The organism is Methylobacterium sp. CM6241 (genome assembly GCF_054817845.1).
In genome coordinates, this window is record NZ_CM139246.1 from 2,543,473 (window position 1) to 2,559,961 (window position 16,489).

Below are 16,489 nucleotides of genomic sequence, written 5' to 3' on the forward strand. Positions count from 1 at the left end.
TCAGAAAGCCCCGATCCTCGATCGGGGCTTTTCCATTCTTGCTTGGACAACCGATCAATAAAAACGGGCCGGACGAATGTCCGACCCGTGAAAAGTTTCCGGCCAATGCACAAGGGGGATGCGGGGGGAGGACCAGGCGGCCGGGTGATTTGGTAACGAACATGATGCAACAGGGTTCCAAAAAATGCGGATTCGGCCATTTTGACCACGCGCGTGGTTTTTCCGCAACGCGCCTTAACGGGCGGTACCCTGGTCCCGGAAAAATGTTTGCAACAACGAGCCCGTCGTTTACTGGCCGTAAAGTTTTTAGACCAGTCAAGGAACTCGCGACGATCAGGTCGCGTTGTCCAGCATCCTGTCAAGCTCCGCTTGGAGATTACGACAATGCTTCGGTCTGGATTGATCCTGAGTGTCGGTGGACCGGCTGCCCTCCTGACGATGCTTGTCATACCGGTCGTTCAGCGCGAAGCAGACCGCTGGTCGCATCCCGTTGCGACGAGCCAGCAGGTTCCCGCGAGCTTGACGCCGGCCATCATTCACTCACCGGCGCAGATCGGTGGAAGCGACATCGCCGTGCTCCGTGTGACGACGGCGGTCTCGAATGAGCGCAGGGCACCGGCGTTCTCGTCGGACCAGGATACCGTTTCAACGGAAAAGCCCGTGCTGAAGCCTCGCAGAACCATGAGGGATGGCTGTGAGGGAGCAATCAGCTCTTTGGCCGGCCCGGAAGCACGCCGCATGATCCCAGGCCGCTGCATCGCATAAGCAACAGACCGACACTGAACTTCGAGACCCGCAAGCCCTTCGTTGATGACGGAGGGCTTTTTACTGTTGCGCCTAAAACGGCGGACGAACTCGATATTCGGTCGCCTCAAACAAGAAAGGCGCGCACCGGATCTCGGTACGCGCCTTGTCTCTTCCAACAAATGGAATTTAGTCTTCGCCGGACCGGCCGGGTGTGGTCGACTGACCGCCCTTGCGTCCCGCGGACGAAGCAAGCTCGCGATCCTGAGAAAACGATCGCTTTTCCGCCGGAACACTCCGTCCACCTTTGCTCGCGATCTCGCGTTGCCGCTCCAGATCCATCGATGCAAAACCTCGCTTTGAGGTAGAATTTCCTGATGCCATCAGCGCCTCCTCAGCATATGGTTCTCGAAGATGACAACCTTCGCCAATATCGATGGTTCCTCGGCCAACCTTGCTGAAGACAAATGCCTGCCGCCATTTAATCCATGCCGGCTGGTCATTGCGAGAAAGCGCCTGGATACCGCGACAACCCGCCTCAGATGCAACGAATCATCGACGGTGACGTATGTCAGCGCGCGAGGCCGCCCCTCTTCGCCGTGAGAATGCGCGGGGCTGGACAATGCCTGGGCAAACCGCATGGATGCGCGGGATGAAGGCGCCCATCGGTCAGCGTCTTCCAGCGGAGCGCTCAGAATGGTCGTCCCATCATGACCCTCGACACTGAGGTCTCGTCACTCCGACAGGTGCCGCTCTTTCGCGGGGTAGAACCGTCCCGCCTGAAGCTCCTGGCCTTCACCAGTGAGCGGGTACATTTCGAAGCGGGGCAACAGCTCTTCGCCCGCGGCGATGTGGCGGATGCCGCGTATCTCATTCTCGACGGTTCAGCCGCCGTCACCATCGACGGGCCGTTCGGCCCATTCCGGCTCGCCCTTCTCGGGGCGAACGCGTTGGTCGGCGAAATGGGCATCCTGGCCGACCAGCCGCGCTCTGCCACCGTGCAGGCCGACACAGCGATCACCGCCTTGCGGATCGACAGGACGGTGTTCCTCGAATTGCTGGCTCAGTTTCCGCAAATCAGCATCGCGGTGATGCGTGAACTCGCCCTGCGTCTCGAACATACGAACCAGCAGCTGGCGGAACGGCGCAGCTGAGGCGGCACCGTCAATCCGTCGGATAGGTGATGAATTCCATCAACGAACCATCGGGGTCGCGAAAATAAACGCTGATCCCCGTACCGGCGGCGCCATTGCGCTCGACAGGACCGAGTTCGACGGGGACGCCCTTCGCCGCGAGATGCGTGAGCGCGTCGTCGATGGACCCTGACCACCGAAAGCAAAGATCACTGCCGCCCGGCATCACCGGGCGTTCGGCCAGCGGAGTCGGCGACAGGCCGGGGCCGTGGACGTTCAATTGAACGCCGCCGAACCGATAGGCGAAGCCCTTCCCGCGAGAGATCACCTCCGCGCCCAGCACGTCGCGATAGAACGCAGTCGAGCGCTCCCAATCGGAGACGTGGATGACGCAATGGTCGAGATGAATCGCCGGCGCGAGGTCGGCGAGGGGCTCGTCGACCTCGGTCGTGGTGAAGGTTTGCGTATCGGCCATCACGTCGTCTCGGTTTCCGGCGGCCCTGCCGCATCGGGGTCGAGCATGCCCCGCCCGGCCCGGCGGAGCAACGCAGCTTGCCTCAGCGCATCGACCGAACTCAACCTGAGATAAGTTATCGAGCTCGAGAAGGGCAACTCAACCGGGAACACCACTCCGTGGGATGGGAGCCCTAACCGAAAGTTCGGCTTCAGGCCGCACTGGAGATTACGATGCTTCACGTCCGCATGTACGGCGCCCCGGAGATCATCGTTCGTCAAGATATCAACGCAAGGTGAAGATGGGACAGCGGCCCAGCCTTCGACATTCCGTAGTTCCGCAGCCTCGTCTTCGGTGCCAGGCCGATTGCGATGGGATCAGCCTGACGGTCGATGTCGCGAAAGACCCGAACCTGCGGGCCGGGCTCCGAACGACACTCCCCGTGGTCAGGCCTTCCTGTCGGCACACCGCTTGAGACGAGCGAGCGGGACGGAAAACGGCTCGGCGTCAGCGCGCCGAACGATCAAGATCAGCTGAGCCAGACGAGCTGAATCCGCGAGCACTGCCTCTCGTAAAGCGGAGATGGCGGGCATGTTCCCTCCTGCTGCGACGTGAAAGACACAACATCGTCGGCCATCGGACGGTAGTCATGAGGGCAATGATCCGCCCGACGACCACTTTCGTGGAGCCCTCGATGCATATCCGCCGTGTCCTTCTCAGCCTGCTCGTCATCGCTCCATTGGCCGCATGCAATTCTCGTGGGCCCATGACCGTGGCGCAGGATGATGAGGCCGCCTGGTATACGGGTTCGATGCCGGATAAGCCCTACGACGTGCCGCTGGTGGATACGTCGCGGCTCGATCCGAAATATCGTCGGCAGGTGGTTCGCTATACCGGGGCGGAAAAGCCGGGCACCATCGTCGTCGACATCGACAACCGCCAGCTCGCCCTGGTGCAGGAGGACGGCACGGCCCGGCAATACGGCATCGGCGTCGGAAAGCTCGGCTTCTCCTGGAAAGGCGAAGCGAAGGTCGGACGAAAGGGCGTGTGGCCGGATTGGAGCCCCACCACCACGATGGTCTCCCTCAACCCCGACCTGCCGAGGACCCGCAAGGGCGGGGTGGACAATCCGCTGGGGGCCCGCGCCCTCTATCTCTACCAGAACAATCGGGACATCCTGTTCCGCATCCATGGCACCAACGAACCCTGGAGCATCGGTGAACAGATGTCCTCCGGCTGCGTCCGCATGCTGAACGAGGACATCGTCGATCTGTTCGAGCGCGTCCCCGTCGGCACGCGGGTGCTGGTCAAGCGCAACGGAAAATATCGCGCCTGAATGCCAAGCCAAGCCGTCGGCATGGCGGATTCGACCCGTTTTCCTGGAGCTTTGGAATGCGGGTTTAGGCGAATGACGGGTGATGTTCACCGGGTCATTCGATGATGCCCCCCGATCCCCGTCGGGGGCCTCAGCAACCAGCCACGAGCCGACAGATAGACGAATCAGAATCCTGTTCGTCGATCACAGGAATGAAGATGTCTTAACCCTGTGTCATGATCGGATGACAAATCCCGCTGCCCGTTACGCGTGATGACCGCCTAAGGGCCGTTCATCTTGCATTGCAGCATGCAATGGTTCAACGGGGCATCTAGGGGTATGACATCCCCGATTGTTGCAAGCGGATCATTGGCGATGGCGAAGTGGGTCTACTCGTTCGGCGACGGCAAGGCGGAGGGTCAATCCTCCATGCGCAACCTCCTCGGAGGCAAGGGCGCAAACCTCGCCGAGATGTCCAATCTCGGTCTCCCAGTGCCTCCGGGTTTCACCATCACGACTGAAGTCTGCACCTGGTATTACGACAACGATCGTCAGTACCCTACGGAACTGAAGGCCGAGGTCCAGGCCGCGCTCGATGCTGTCGGAGCTCTTACCGGCCGCGGCTTCGGTGACCCGAAGAACCCGCTTCTCGTCTCGGTCCGCTCCGGTGCTCGCGCTTCCATGCCGGGCATGATGGACACGGTGCTGAATCTCGGCCTGAACGACACAACCGTCGAGGCCCTGGCCGAAGGCTCCGGCGATCCGCGCTTCGCCTACGATTCCTACCGCCGCTTCATCACCATGTACTCGAACGTGGTACTCGATGTGGAGCACCACGCCTTCGAGGAGGCGCTGGAGCATTACAAGGAGACCAAGGGCTTCAGCCTCGATACCGAACTCGGTGCCGAGGACTGGAAGCACATGATCGGTCTCTACAAGAAGATCGTCCGCGACGAGCACGGCGCCGACTTCCCGCAGGGTGCCGAAGACCAGCTCTGGGGCGCCATCGGCGCGGTGTTCAGCTCGTGGATGATTCCGCGCGCCAAGAAGTACCGCGAGCTCAACGGCATCCCCGAGAGTTGGGGCACGGCGGTCAACGTCCAGGCCATGGTGTTCGGCAATATGGGCGACACCTCGGCCACGGGCGTCGCCTTCACCCGCAACCCCTCCACCGGCGAGCGGGCGCTCTACGGCGAGTTCCTCATCAACGCCCAGGGCGAAGACGTGGTGGCGGGCATCCGCACCCCGCAGGACATCACCGAGAAGGCACGGATCGAGGCCAAGTCCGACAAGCCGTCGATGGAGCGGGCGATGCCCGAATCCTATGCCGAGCTGGTACGGATCTATGGGCTGCTCGAGACCCATTACCGCGACATGCAGGACATGGAGTTCACCATCGAGAGCGGAAAGCTCTGGATGCTCCAGACCCGCAACGGCAAGCGCACCGCCAAGGCGGCTCTGCGCATCGCCGTGGATCTCGCCGCCGAAGGCTTGATCACCGAGGAGGAGGCGATCGGCCGGGTAGAGCCCGCCGCCCTCGACCAGCTGCTCCACCCCACCATCGACCCGAAAGCCGAGCGCAAGATCATCGCCTCCGGCCTGCCGGCATCGCCGGGTGCGGCCACCGGCGAGATCGTGTTCAATTCCGAGGATGCCGAGGCCGCCCGCAAGGCCGAGCGCAAGTGTATCCTCGTGCGGATCGAGACGAGCCCCGAGGACATCCACGGGATGCACGCCTCCGAGGGCATCCTCACCACGCGCGGCGGCATGACCTCGCACGCCGCGGTGGTCGCCCGCGGCATGGGCAAGCCCTGCGTCTCGGGCGTCGGCACGATCCGCGTCGATTACAAGGCCGGCACCCTCACGGTGGCGGGCACGACGCTGAAGGCCGGCGACAAGATCACCATCGACGGCTCCACCGGCCAGGTCCTCCTCGGCGAAGTGAAGATGCTGGAGCCGTCGCTCTCCGGTGAATTCGCGACCCTGATGGGCTGGGCCGACAAGGTTCGCACCATGAAGGTGCGCACCAATGCCGACACGCCCACCGATGCCCGCGCCGCCCGCAACTTCGGGGCCGAGGGTATCGGCCTGTGCCGTACCGAGCACATGTTCTTCGAAGGGGACCGCATCGTCGCCGTTCGCGAGATGATCCTCGCCGACGACGTAGAAGGCCGCCGTTCGGCCCTGGCAAAGATCCTGCCCTATCAGCGCCAGGACTTCGTCGAGCTGTTCACGATCATGTCGGGCCTGCCGGTGACGATCCGTCTGCTCGATCCGCCGCTGCACGAGTTCCTGCCGCATACCGATGCGGAAGTGCAGGACGTCGCCAAGAGCACCGGCGTGTCCGAGGAGAAGCTCCGCCGCCGGATGACCGAGCTGCACGAGTTCAATCCGATGCTCGGCTTCCGTGGCTGCCGCCTCGCCATCGCCTTCCCGGAGATCGCGGAGATGCAGGCCCGCGCCATCTTCGAGGCCGCCGTCCAGGCCGCCAAGGAGACGGATGCCCCCGTCACCGCCGAGATCATGGTTCCGCTGGTCTTCACCCAGATGGAGTTCGACATCGTCAAGGCGCGCATCGACGCCATGGCGAAGGCCGTCACAGAGGAGACTGGCGCGACGCTGTCCTATCAGGTCGGCACCATGATCGAGTTGCCGCGTGCGGCCCTTCGCGCGGGCGACATCGCCAAGACCGCCGAGTTCTTCTCCTTCGGCACCAACGACCTGACGCAGACCGCGCTCGGCATCTCGCGCGACGACGCCGCGACGTTCCTCGGGGCCTATACCCAGAAGGGCATCCTGTCCGCCGATCCCTTCATCTCGATCGATCAGGAAGGCGTGGGCGAACTCGTTCGCATCGGCGTCGAGCGGGGCAGGGCGGTCCGTCCCGACATCAAGCTCGGCATCTGCGGCGAGCATGGCGGCGATCCGGCCTCGATCCATTTCTGCCAGGAGGTCGGGCTCGATTACGTCTCCTGCTCGCCCTATCGCGTGCCGATCGCGCGCCTCGCTGCCGCCCAGGCAGCCCTCGCTACGCGGGACAAGACTCGCGGCTGAGTGCCGGTCCATCAGGACAGGAAGACCTGAAAGGGCGGCCGATGGCCGCCCTTTTTCGTCGCGCTGCGCCAGGAGAAATGTCGTTGAATAAATCTCCGAATACCCCTTGAACCGATGTCGCTTCGGCACGTTGAGTGCTAGTGCCAGACCAAAGCGCGACGACGCTCCCGGCTGGGTGGGATGGCTTTGAACGCGCGGGAACGCCGACCATGAGCGACTCGAGCCAACCCCCTGTTTTTCTCTCTGAAACCTCGCATGCCGTGCCGGTACCGCGGGTCGTCCAGCAGGCCTATTTCTGGGTCGTCTCGGCGCTCGGCGGCCTTGCGACCATCGCCCTTCTCATCTTCGCTGTCGCGACCCAAAGCAATACTGATGCAGAGCGCATCGCCGAAACCAAGGGACGCTCCAGCATCAATGCTCTCGTAGGCGCCCTAGCGGTCACACACGGCCGGCCCGGAAGCCTTTAAGGGACGTGTTGCAGGTTTTCGTGGGGGCCGATCAAGGTCTTCGCGGCACGTGATCCCGCGCGTCTTCTTAAGACACTCGCAACCATAACGCCCGATAGTTTGGATCGTACCTTCTGCTCCCCCATGCGCGGCGACAGTGAGGTCAGGTCCTTAACCGGGTTGTTTGGTCGTGAGTACGAAACGCGTTCGCCGCCCTAGCCAACGGCCCTGGTTTCGCGCCTCGATGGTGCCCTGGACCCTCGCCCTGGGCTTCGTCGTCTCCTTCACGGCAAGCGCCGGAACCGACCATTCCGCCTCCGGTCTGACGGGACAGGGCGTGGCCAGGATCGCCCTGCGGCTCCCCCACGATACGCCGGGAATCCGCCGCCGTGTCGATGCGAAGGCGACGGAGCGGCTCTACCCGAACCACGAGGCAGGCGCTGGCCAGATTGGGAAAGTGCCCGTCGTCAACGTAAACCTTTCGGGCAGCGATGCGGGAATGCTGGTTCCCGGCTCCGCGATCTGGTCGCCAGACCTGGAGCCGAATTCCGGCTTCACCCTCCCGCAGGAAGCGGCCAGCGACGACGAAGGCGATGAGCCCTCGGACGGTGCTACACCCGCCATCCCGCGCGCCGTCGCCCTGTCGTCGACGACACCGGCCCCGGCTGATGCCACGCCCATCGAAGTCGCGGCGGCGAGCCTGATGATCCCCGGCTTCTCGCCAAGGAAAGACTTTGCACCGGGCATCGCCGACGCCACCCCCGAGGACGCCCGGCATCGCTATGCCGACCTGATCGGCCCCGATTCCATCGATCGGGAACAGCGCTGCCTCGCCGAGGCTGTCTATTTCGAAGCCCGGAGCGAGCCCGAGGACGGTCAGGCCGCCGTGGCCCAGGTGGTTCTGAACCGCGTCAAGAGCGGCCTCTACCCGTCGAATGTCTGCGGTGTCGTCTACCAGAACCGGCATCGCTATATGGGCTGCCAGTTCTCCTTCGCTTGCGAAGGCAAATCGCTGCGCATCACCGACGGCCCGTCCTGGCAGAGCGCCAGCCGCATCGCCAGCGCGGTCATCGAGGGGCGGACCTATCTCAGCGAGGTCGGTGGCGCCACGCATTATCACGCCGATTACGTAAAGCCGGGCTGGTCGAGGCGCCTGAAAAAGATGGACGTGATCGGCCGCCACATCTTCTACCAGCTCAAGCGCGGTCAGACCTGAATCCGGTTTAACGCCTCGTGAATCGACATCGCACGCTTTACTTAAGCAGAGTGAAAATTGCGTAGTCTTAAGCCAGGGTTAATTTTACCCTGATCTGCAATACAGCTTGCTCCGAGCGCAACTTGACCGCCTCTAATGCGTCGAGGGGTGCGTGCCGTCATGGGCCGCACGCCAATCACATCGCGTTTTAGAGTCGAGGATTTCATCATGACCGCGCCGGTCGCCCATTTCACGCTGTCCGCCTTCGCCCTTGCCGGCGCCTTGCTCGGTACCTCGATTCTCGCGACATCGGCCCAGGCCGGAGGCTGTGGCGGCGCCGAATGCTACCGTCACGTCACTACGCCGCCCGTCTACGACACCGTCTCCGAGCGCGTTCTCGTCCGCCCGGCGCGGACCGTCTATCGCTCCATTCCCCCGGTGTTCGAGACTGTCGCCGAACAAGTCCAGATCTCTCCGGGCGGCCGCGTCTGGCAGACACGCCGGGACGCCTACGGCCAGATGATCGGCTGCTGGGTCGACGTTCCGCCGCGCTTCGCAACGCGCCATCGCCGCATCCTGGCCCAGCCTGGCCAGACGATCCCCGAGACGATCCCTGCGGAATATGCCAGCGTCCAGCGCACCGTCCTGGTCTCGCGCGGACGGTCGGGCTGGGTGCCCGCTCATGGTGGCGGCTATCGAAGCGGCTATGCCGGCTCCCCCCGCGCTCCTCTGATCGGCTCTATTCCCGATGCGTTCGGCATCACCGGTGCGAGTTCGGCCGATGTCGGTGTCGGCCTCGGCTTCTCCACCGGCAGCATTTACGACGGATATTGATCTGATCCGCGGCGACGTCGTCTCGGCCTCGGGCGTCTCACCGCCCGGGGCCGTCTTGATTCAGGGCGCCCTCGACACAGGTCACCTTCTAGGCGAGAGGAGACCGGCGGATATGGCGACGTTCAAGGCGTGGGTGATCGAAAAGAGCGAAGCGGGACAGAATCTCCGCTTCACGGATTTCGACGAAGCAGATCTCATGGACGGCGACGTCACCGTGCGGGTCACGCATTCGACCCTCAACTACAAGGACGGATTGGCTATGACCGGCCGTTCGCCCGTCGTGCGACGTTTCCCGATGATCCCCGGCATCGACTTTTCCGGCATCGTGGAGACTTCGGACCATCCCGACTACAAGCCCGGCGACGCCGTCGTGCTCACCGGCTGGGGTGTGGGCGAGAGCCATCTCGGCGCCTATGCGGAGCGAGCGCGGGTGAAGGGCGACTGGCTCGTGCCGTTGCCGGATGGGCTGAAGCCCGAAGAGGCGATGGCGGTGGGGACCGCCGGCTATACCGCCATGCTCTGCGTCATGGCCCTCGATTCCCACGGCCTCACCCCTGCCGACGGCCCCGCCATCGTTACGGGTGCGTCCGGCGGTGTCGGATCGGTCGCCGTGGCGCTGCTTGCCAAGGCTGGATGGCATGTCATCGCCGTGACCGGTCGTTCGGGCGAGGCGGATTACCTGACGTCGCTGGGCGCTGCCGAGATCATGGACCGGAGCGAGCTCGCGAATCCCGGAAAGCCTCTGGCGAAAGAGCGCTGGGCAGCGGGCATCGATGCCGTCGGCTCGACGACGCTCGCCAATCTCCTCGCATCCACCAAGGCCGACGGTGCCATCGCGGCCTGCGGCCTCGCCGGAGGCATGGACCTGCCGACCTCGGTGGCACCCTTTATCCTGCGCGGCGTGACGCTGTTCGGCATCAACAGTGTCACCACCCCGTTGCCAAAGCGCAGGGAAGCCTGGGCGCGGATCGCGCGGGACCTCGACCGAAGCCTCCTCGCCAAAATGACGAGCACAGTGCCACTTTCGGAGGTGGGGACGCTCGCCGAGGAAATCCTCGAGGGGCGGACGCGTGGCCGCACCGTCGTCACCATCGGGTGACCCGGAGCGGAACCGTTATGATTGCGGAGCATTGCCGTCTTCATGAGCAGTGCATTTATCAAAGAGCGCGAAGGCGGAGAAGCGTTCGAGGATCTTCCCGATCGCCCCATCTCGCCCCACACCAATTTCGTCACCCCCCAGGGTCTCGCCCAGATGGAAGCCGAAGTCGCTCGGCTGCAGTCGGAATTTTCCGCGCTGACGGCTGGCGCCAAGGCCGATGAGGCCCGTGTCACCCGTGAACTGGCCTATTGGACCGCGCGTCTCGGCTCGGCCGAACTCGTCGAGCCGATGGATGGCGAGACGGTCCATTTTGGGTCGACGGTCTCGATCCTGAAAGAGGACGGTGCCAAGCAGAAATTCCGCATCGTTGGCGAAGACGAGGCGGATCCGACCAAGGGCTCGATTTCCTACGTTTCACCGATGGCGAAGGCTCTGACGGGGAAAAGCGTGGGCGATACCGTCGAGGTGAATGGCCACGAGATCGAAATCGAAGCCATCGGGTGAATTAGGAACCGATCCCTTCGATCAATGGCCGCATCGCCGCGATTTCGGTGGCGATGACATCCATGAGCGCTCTGACCCGTGGAGCATGACGCAGCTCGGCGTGGGTCAGAACCCAGAGCGAGGTCGCGAGTTCGGGTTCGTTCTCTGAAAGGCGGAACAGGTTTGGACGAGTATCCGCCTCCCAGCGCGGTAGCGGTCCGATACCGCACCCGGCCTCGATCGCCTCGCGCAGGCCCAGCACCGTGTTGATCGAAATGGCGACGTTTCCCGCCGCGATGCGGGATTTCGCGAAGGCGGCGAATCGACCGCCTGCCACGGCAGCGCTCGGATAGACCCATGGACTGTCGGCCATAGCGCGACCCACGTAATCCTGTGTCCCGTAGATGGCACAGTTGCTGGTCGCTAAGCGTCGTCCGACGAGGTTGGGCGGTGGTCGATCACTAGCTCGGATCGCCACATCGGCATCCTTGCAGAGATTGAGCGATTCCTCGGCCAGAACGAGTTCGAGGCAGATACGCGGGTAGCGTCGTCGAAACCCCGCGAAGATCGGCATGAGGACTCCGGTTGCGAGGCCCGCCGGTGCGGTGATGCGCACATCACCGGCAGGCTCCGACGATTGGCCCGCGAGTTCACGGTTGAACTGCGCGACAGTGTCATCCATCCGACAGGCGGCGAGGATCATGGCGCGACCCGCCTCGGTGGGAACATAGCCCGACCGGTGCCGCTCGAAGAGCCGTGCCTGGATCGACGACTCGATGGCAGAGAGGCGGCGGAACGCGGTCGAATGATTGATGCCGAGATGATCGGCGGCACGGGTCAGGCCACCCTGCTCGGCGATCGCGCGCACGAGGCGGAAATCGTCCCAATCGGCCACGCAGCACCCCATCGAACCGTTGCGACCTTGCATTGACGCAAGACGAATTTTGCAGAGTAGGGCATTTCCGCAAGGCCCGTCCTCACCAATATCGGCCACTGCACAAAGCTGCGTTGCGGCGTCTTTCGATCTGGAGTGAGAATGATGACGAAGGTTCTGGTCCTCTATTACTCGTCCTGGGGACATGTGGAGCAGATGGCGAACGCCGTCGCTGAGGGTGCCCGCGAAGCCGGGGCCGATGTCAGCGTGAAGCGTGTCCCGGAACTCGTTCCCGACGAGGTCGCCAAGCAGTTCCACTACAAGCTCGACCAGCAGGCCCCCATCGCCACCGTGGACGAACTGGCCGATTATGATGCGATCATCTTCGGTACGCCCACACGCTACGGCAACATGACTGCCCAGATGAAGCAGTTCATCGATCAGACCGGCGGCCTCTGGGCGCAGGGTAAGCTGGTCGGAAAGGTCGGCTCGGTCTTCACATCCACGGCGTCACAGCATGGCGGCCAGGAGACGACACTCACCAGCTTCCACACCGTGCTCCTGCACCACGGCATGGTCATCGTGGGATTGCCCTATTCTTTCCCCGGCCAGAACGGTGTCGAGCAGGTGAAGGGGGGCACGCCCTATGGTGCCTCGACGATCGCCGATGGCGACGGAAGCCGTCAGCCGAGCGGTGTCGAACTCGATGGTGCCCGGTACCAGGGCAAACATGTCGCCGGCATCGCCGCCAAGCTCGCCGTCTGATCGACGTCGGGTTGGTGACGAGCCTCGCACATGGTGCGAGGCTCGTTTGGTCGTTCACCAATTGCACGCAAGAAAAAAGACTCGGACGAATCCGAGCCTTGAAAGGGAGAAGGTCATTTGGGGGCTGAACTGACCTTCGTGATAGTTGAACGCCTTCGCGCCGACTCGGTTCCCTCAAACCAAGAAATAATTTCAGCGGGGCGCCGCCGCCCGGCGTAGCCTGTCGTTGATCGCCTCGCCGAGGCCCGTCCGGGGGATCGGAGCGACCGCGATGATCCCGGTACCGGCAGCGTCCAGATGGCGTAGGGCGGAGAAGAGAGCGGACGCTGCCTCTTCGAGGCTGCCGGTCTCGCTGAGGTTGAGGCGCGCTTTCGCTGCGTCCGTACCGGGCGGTACATCTCGCCCGAACAGCAGAACCGCCTCATCCGGCTCGATCCGCAACGCGTCAAGTCGCACGGCCGCCCGAGGAGCGTAATGCGAAGCGAGGAGACCGGGGCCGATCGGTGCCTCGCCAGGATGGTTTCCGGTATCGAGGGCAAAGCCCAAAACCGCTTCCGCCACCTCCCGCGTCACACCGCCGGGGCGGAGCAGGCGTGCCCGACCGTCGAGACAAGCGATGACGGTGGATTCCAGGCCGACCGAGGTGCTCCCGCCATCGAGGATCGCGGCGATACGACCGTCGAGATCGGCGAGGACATGCTCGGCTCGCGTCGGGCTCACACGTCCCGACCGGTTGGCAGAGGGCGCCACCACCGGCCGCCCGACCCTCTCCAGAAGGGAGAGGGCGACGGGACTGGCCGGGATGCGCAGGGCGACGCTGGGAAGACCGGCTCGGCCGAGGTCACTGACCGTCCCCCCCGGGGCGACCGGAACGACGAGGGTCAGCGGTCCCGGCCAGAACGCGGCCGCGAGACGCAGGGCGATCTCGTCGAAGACGCCTTCGCGCCGGGCCGCGTCGAGACCTGGCACATGGGCAATCAGGGGGTTGAAGCTCGGGCGATTCTTCGCCGTGTAGATCCGCGCGACGGCATCGGAATCGGTGGCGTCGGCGCCGAGCCCGTAGACGGTCTCCGTGGGAAAGGCGACCAGAGCGCCCGCGCGAAGGAGATTCGCGGATCGCTCGATTCCAGCCTCGTCGATACCGAGCATCAAGGTCTGGCCGGGGATTGACGCGAGATCGTTCATATCTAAACTATCTCCTGCCCGGATGACGTGCGGCGTCGTGCGGTGTCCTGCTCCAGCGACTGCCTATCCCCGCGATGCGGTCTTGCCTATGCCTATCGGCGAACGACGTGACCGACCTGTCGCCGGGTCGGCTCGCGCGCCAAACACAGGGTGAAGCGTCGCTCGAGACGACGCGGGAGATACGTCCATGAGCTATCGCACGCCGGTTGCCGAGATCAGCTTTGCCTTGCGCCATGTCGCTCGGCTCGATGCCGCCATCGCCTCGGGCGCCCATGGCGACCTGACGTTGGAGGATGCGGACGCGATCCTGCAAGAGGCCGGCCGGGTGGCCGACGCCGTGATCGCGCCCCTCAACACCATCGGGGATCGGCAGGGCGCGCGCCTCGAGGACGGTGCCGTGACCACGTCGCCGGGCTGGCCCGACGCGTATCGCACCTGGATCGAGGGCGGTTGGAACGGCCTGAGCGCCGAACCCGAATATGGCGGTCAAGGGCTTCCACTGCTCCTCAACGCCGCCTGCAGCGAGATGTGGAATGCCGGCAGCATCAGCTTCGCGCTGTGCCCGCTCCTGACCGCCGGCGGGATCGAAGCGCTGTCGAAACACGGTTCCGAGGACCTGAAGGAGCGCTATCTCGAAAAACTCGTCTCCGGCGAGTGGACCGCCACGATGAACCTCACCGAGCCCCAGGCGGGTTCGGACCTGTCCCTCCTGCGCAGCCGCGCCGAGCCGGCGGGGGACGGGAGCTACCGCATCGTCGGGTCGAAGATCTACATCACCTATGGCGAGCACGACATGGCGGACAACATCGTCCATCTCGTCCTCGCCCGGCTGAAGGACGCCCCGGCCGGAACGCGCGGCATCTCCCTGTTCCTGGTGCCGAAGATCCTTCCCGACGGCAGCCACAACGACCTGCGCTGCTCGGGGCTGGAACATAAGCTCGGCATTCATGGCTCGCCGACCTGCTCGATGGCTTTCGGCGATAACGGCGGCGCCACGGGCTGGCTGATCGGCGAGGAGAACCGTGGCCTCGCCTGCATGTTCACGATGATGAATTCGGCCCGGCTCAATGTCGGGCTGCAGGGGGTGGGCGTCGCCGAACGGTCCTACCAGCAGGCGCTGACCTATGCCCGCGACCGTCGCCAGGGCAAGGCGGCGGGCTCGTCCGATCCCGTCAGCCCCATCGTCGAGCATCCCGACGTGCAGCGGATGCTGCTGACGATGAAAGCCTATACGGCGGCCGCCCGCGGCATCTGCTACCTCACGGCCGAAGCCCTCGATGCCGCGCGCGGCCCCGAAGGCAAGCAAGCGAACGACCGGGCGTCGTTGCTGACCCCCGTAGCCAAGGCGTTCTCCACCGACATCGCCAACGAGGTCACGTCTCTGGGCGTCCAGGTCCATGGCGGCATGGGCTTCGTCGAGGAGACGGGCGCGGCCCAGCACATGCGCGACGCACGCATCCTGGCGATCTACGAGGGCACCAACGGCATCCAGGCCATCGACCTCGTGGCGCGCAAGCTGCTGCTGAATGGCGGGGCCACCGTGAGGGCGCAGCTGGCCTCCATGCGTCGCGTGGCCGAGGCGGTCCAGAAGGATGCGACACCCGCTTTCGGCCATCTCGGCCCGCGCCTGCGCGCCGGGATCGAAAGCCTCGACCGGGCGACGAGTTTCCTGCTGAAGGCCCTGGCCTCGAACCGTCCGGAGGAGGCCCAGGCCGGAGCGACGCCGTATCTGCGCCTGTTCGGCCTCGCACAAGGCGCGACCTGCCTCGCCCTTGCGGCGCTCGCCTCGAATGCCGCCCTCAAGACCGGCGAGACCGATCCCGCCCACTGCGCCCGCATCGCGCTGGCGCGGTTCTTCGCCGAGAACCTGCTCACGGCGGCGGACGGGTTGGAACAGAGCGTCGTCGATGGTGGCGGGTTCACGCAGGACGGTATGCTGGCCTTGGCGGGATGAGTACGAAGACCCTCCCCCCTCTGCGGGGGAGGGTGCCTGCGGAGCAGGCGGGAGAGGGGACGACCTCTCCGGACGGCGCGCTCCCCTCTCCCAACCCGCATTCGCGGGCCACCCTCTCCCGCAGAGGGGAGAGGGACTAGCGGCCAGACGGGAGAGAGATCGCCGGAAAGCGAGGACACACATGACCGAGCACATCGCGATCCACGACACATCGGACGGCGTCCGCCTGATCCGTCCCGACCGGCCGGACAAGAAGAACGCGCTCACCGGCGCGATGTACGACGCCATGCGGGAAGCGCTCGCGCAGGCGGATTCATCGGAGAGCATCGGCGCCATCGTTTTCGCCGGGGCGCCGGGCGCGTTCAGCGCGGGCAACGACCTCGCCGATTTCGTCGCGGGTGCGCGACGGCCTTTCACGGAAGCACCCGCCCTGCATTTCATCCGGCAGCTCGCCCGGACCGCCACGCCGATGGTAGCGGCGGTGGACGGGATCGCGGTGGGGATCGGCACGACGCTGACGCTGCATTGCGACCTCGTTTATGCCAGCCCGGCGGCGCGGTTCCGGATGCCGTTCGTAGAACTCGGCCTCGTGCCGGAGGCGGCCTCGTCCTATCTGCTTCCGCGACGGGTCGGGCTCCTGAAGGCCACCGAACTCCTGCTGTTGTCACAGCCCCTCGATGCCGACGAGGCTCGGAGGCTGGGTCTCGTCAACGATGTCGTCGCATCCGACCTTCTGGAGGATCACGCCATGGCCCAGGCCGCCCGCCTCGCCGGATTGCCACGGGGGGCGGTCGCGGCGACCCGCAAGCTCATCCGTGGCGACCAGGCCGACGTCGAGGCCGCATTGGAAGCCGAGGCCGTGGCCTTCGAAGAACGCTTGCGAGCGCCTGAGGCGCAGGAAGCCTTCGCGCGCTTCCTCGGGAAAACGAAAGCACCGTGAGCAGGAATGCGCCC

General features: G+C 64.6%; 15 protein-coding genes. 11 read left to right on the forward strand and 4 right to left on the reverse strand.

Annotated features, from left to right (window positions below; all coding sequences use genetic code 11):
• Nucleotides 1-933: 933 nt before the first annotated feature.
• Nucleotides 934-1,128 (reverse strand): con-10 family general stress protein, encoded by a 195-nt coding sequence (locus tag ACYQR9_RS11785; protein ID WP_082470393.1) that lies wholly within the window; start codon nt 1,126-1,128, stop codon nt 934-936.
• Between the two features lie 326 nt (nt 1,129-1,454).
• Here ACYQR9_RS11785 and ACYQR9_RS11790 point away from each other — a divergent pair, with 326 nt between their 5' ends.
• Complete coding sequence (locus ACYQR9_RS11790) at nt 1,455-1,898, forward strand: cyclic nucleotide-binding domain-containing protein (RefSeq protein ID WP_056430138.1); 444 nt, start codon at nt 1,455-1,457, stop codon at nt 1,896-1,898.
• Nucleotides 1,899-1,908: 10 nt separating this feature from the next.
• Here the strand turns inward: ACYQR9_RS11790 and ACYQR9_RS11795 are convergent, their stop codons facing one another.
• Complete coding sequence (locus ACYQR9_RS11795) at nt 1,909-2,352, reverse strand: VOC family protein (RefSeq protein WP_461229671.1); 444 nt, start codon at nt 2,350-2,352, stop codon at nt 1,909-1,911.
• Nucleotides 2,353-3,025: 673 nt separating this feature from the next.
• Between ACYQR9_RS11795 and ACYQR9_RS11800 the strand changes: the two genes are divergently transcribed.
• From ACYQR9_RS11800 to greA, 7 genes are all read left to right on the forward strand, one after another.
• Nucleotides 3,026-3,667, forward strand: a complete 642-nt coding sequence (locus tag ACYQR9_RS11800; RefSeq protein ID WP_461229672.1) for a L,D-transpeptidase — start codon at nt 3,026-3,028, stop codon at nt 3,665-3,667.
• A gap of 354 nt (nt 3,668-4,021) precedes the next feature.
• Complete coding sequence (gene ppdK, locus ACYQR9_RS11805) at nt 4,022-6,700, forward strand: pyruvate, phosphate dikinase (RefSeq protein ID WP_461229673.1); 2,679 nt, start codon at nt 4,022-4,024, stop codon at nt 6,698-6,700.
• 209 nt (nt 6,701-6,909) lie between these two features.
• On the forward strand, nt 6,910-7,167 hold the full coding sequence (locus ACYQR9_RS11810) for a hypothetical protein (RefSeq protein ID WP_461229674.1): 258 nt from the start codon (nt 6,910-6,912) through the stop codon (nt 7,165-7,167).
• A 169-nt stretch (nt 7,168-7,336) separates the two neighbouring features.
• Nucleotides 7,337-8,362, forward strand: a complete 1,026-nt coding sequence (locus ACYQR9_RS11815; protein ID WP_461229675.1) for a cell wall hydrolase — start codon at nt 7,337-7,339, stop codon at nt 8,360-8,362.
• A 207-nt stretch (nt 8,363-8,569) separates the two neighbouring features.
• A complete protein-coding gene (locus ACYQR9_RS11820; protein WP_461229676.1) occupies nt 8,570-9,175 on the forward strand; it encodes a hypothetical protein in 606 nt (201 codons plus the stop codon).
• Nucleotides 9,176-9,287: 112 nt separating this feature from the next.
• Nucleotides 9,288-10,274: an acrylyl-CoA reductase (NADPH) gene (gene acuI / locus ACYQR9_RS11825; RefSeq protein WP_461229677.1), complete on the forward strand. Its 987-nt coding sequence runs from the start codon at nt 9,288-9,290 to the stop codon at nt 10,272-10,274.
• Nucleotides 10,275-10,316: 42 nt separating this feature from the next.
• Nucleotides 10,317-10,778: a transcription elongation factor GreA gene (gene greA / locus ACYQR9_RS11830; protein ID WP_461229678.1), complete on the forward strand. Its 462-nt coding sequence runs from the start codon at nt 10,317-10,319 to the stop codon at nt 10,776-10,778.
• Nucleotide 10,779: 1 nt separating this feature from the next.
• On the opposite strand, the gene ACYQR9_RS11835 is transcribed toward greA, so the two are convergent.
• The gene (locus tag ACYQR9_RS11835) at nt 10,780-11,652 is read right to left on the reverse strand and encodes a LysR family transcriptional regulator (RefSeq protein ID WP_461229679.1); all 873 of its coding nucleotides are present in this window, start codon (nt 11,650-11,652) and stop codon (nt 10,780-10,782) included.
• A 144-nt stretch (nt 11,653-11,796) separates the two neighbouring features.
• Between ACYQR9_RS11835 and wrbA the strand changes: the two genes are divergently transcribed.
• Nucleotides 11,797-12,396: an NAD(P)H:quinone oxidoreductase gene (gene wrbA, locus ACYQR9_RS11840; RefSeq protein WP_461229788.1), complete on the forward strand. Its 600-nt coding sequence runs from the start codon at nt 11,797-11,799 to the stop codon at nt 12,394-12,396.
• A 192-nt stretch (nt 12,397-12,588) separates the two neighbouring features.
• Here the strand turns inward: wrbA and ACYQR9_RS11845 are convergent, their stop codons facing one another.
• Nucleotides 12,589-13,581, reverse strand: coding sequence for an L-threonylcarbamoyladenylate synthase (locus ACYQR9_RS11845; RefSeq protein ID WP_461229680.1), 993 nt, complete (start codon nt 13,579-13,581; stop codon nt 12,589-12,591).
• Nucleotides 13,582-13,768: 187 nt separating this feature from the next.
• Here ACYQR9_RS11845 and ACYQR9_RS11850 point away from each other — a divergent pair, with 187 nt between their 5' ends.
• Nucleotides 13,769-15,535, forward strand: coding sequence for an acyl-CoA dehydrogenase (locus ACYQR9_RS11850; RefSeq protein ID WP_461229681.1), 1,767 nt, complete (start codon nt 13,769-13,771; stop codon nt 15,533-15,535).
• 181 nt (nt 15,536-15,716) lie between these two features.
• Nucleotides 15,717-16,475, forward strand: coding sequence for an enoyl-CoA hydratase-related protein (locus ACYQR9_RS11855; RefSeq protein ID WP_461229682.1), 759 nt, complete (start codon nt 15,717-15,719; stop codon nt 16,473-16,475).
• Nucleotides 16,476-16,489 lie beyond the last annotated feature (14 nt).

Coding starts and splice junctions, on each gene's coding strand:
- ACYQR9_RS11785 (WP_082470393.1), bottom strand. CDS start 1,128: ATGGCATCAGGAAATTCTACCTCAAAGCGAGGTTTTGCATCGATGGAT.
- ACYQR9_RS11790 (WP_056430138.1), top strand. CDS start 1,455: ATGACCCTCGACACTGAGGTCTCGTCACTCCGACAGGTGCCGCTCTTT.
- ACYQR9_RS11795 (WP_461229671.1), bottom strand. CDS start 2,352: ATGGCCGATACGCAAACCTTCACCACGACCGAGGTCGACGAGCCCCTC.
- ACYQR9_RS11800 (WP_461229672.1), top strand. CDS start 3,026: ATGCATATCCGCCGTGTCCTTCTCAGCCTGCTCGTCATCGCTCCATTG.
- ppdK (WP_461229673.1), top strand. CDS start 4,022: ATGGCGAAGTGGGTCTACTCGTTCGGCGACGGCAAGGCGGAGGGTCAA.
- ACYQR9_RS11810 (WP_461229674.1), top strand. CDS start 6,910: ATGAGCGACTCGAGCCAACCCCCTGTTTTTCTCTCTGAAACCTCGCAT.
- ACYQR9_RS11820 (WP_461229676.1), top strand. CDS start 8,570: ATGACCGCGCCGGTCGCCCATTTCACGCTGTCCGCCTTCGCCCTTGCC.
- acuI (WP_461229677.1), top strand. CDS start 9,288: ATGGCGACGTTCAAGGCGTGGGTGATCGAAAAGAGCGAAGCGGGACAG.
- greA (WP_461229678.1), top strand. CDS start 10,317: ATGAGCAGTGCATTTATCAAAGAGCGCGAAGGCGGAGAAGCGTTCGAG.
- wrbA (WP_461229788.1), top strand. CDS start 11,797: ATGACGAAGGTTCTGGTCCTCTATTACTCGTCCTGGGGACATGTGGAG.
- ACYQR9_RS11845 (WP_461229680.1), bottom strand. CDS start 13,581: ATGAACGATCTCGCGTCAATCCCCGGCCAGACCTTGATGCTCGGTATC.
- ACYQR9_RS11850 (WP_461229681.1), top strand. CDS start 13,769: ATGAGCTATCGCACGCCGGTTGCCGAGATCAGCTTTGCCTTGCGCCAT.
- ACYQR9_RS11855 (WP_461229682.1), top strand. CDS start 15,717: ATGACCGAGCACATCGCGATCCACGACACATCGGACGGCGTCCGCCTG.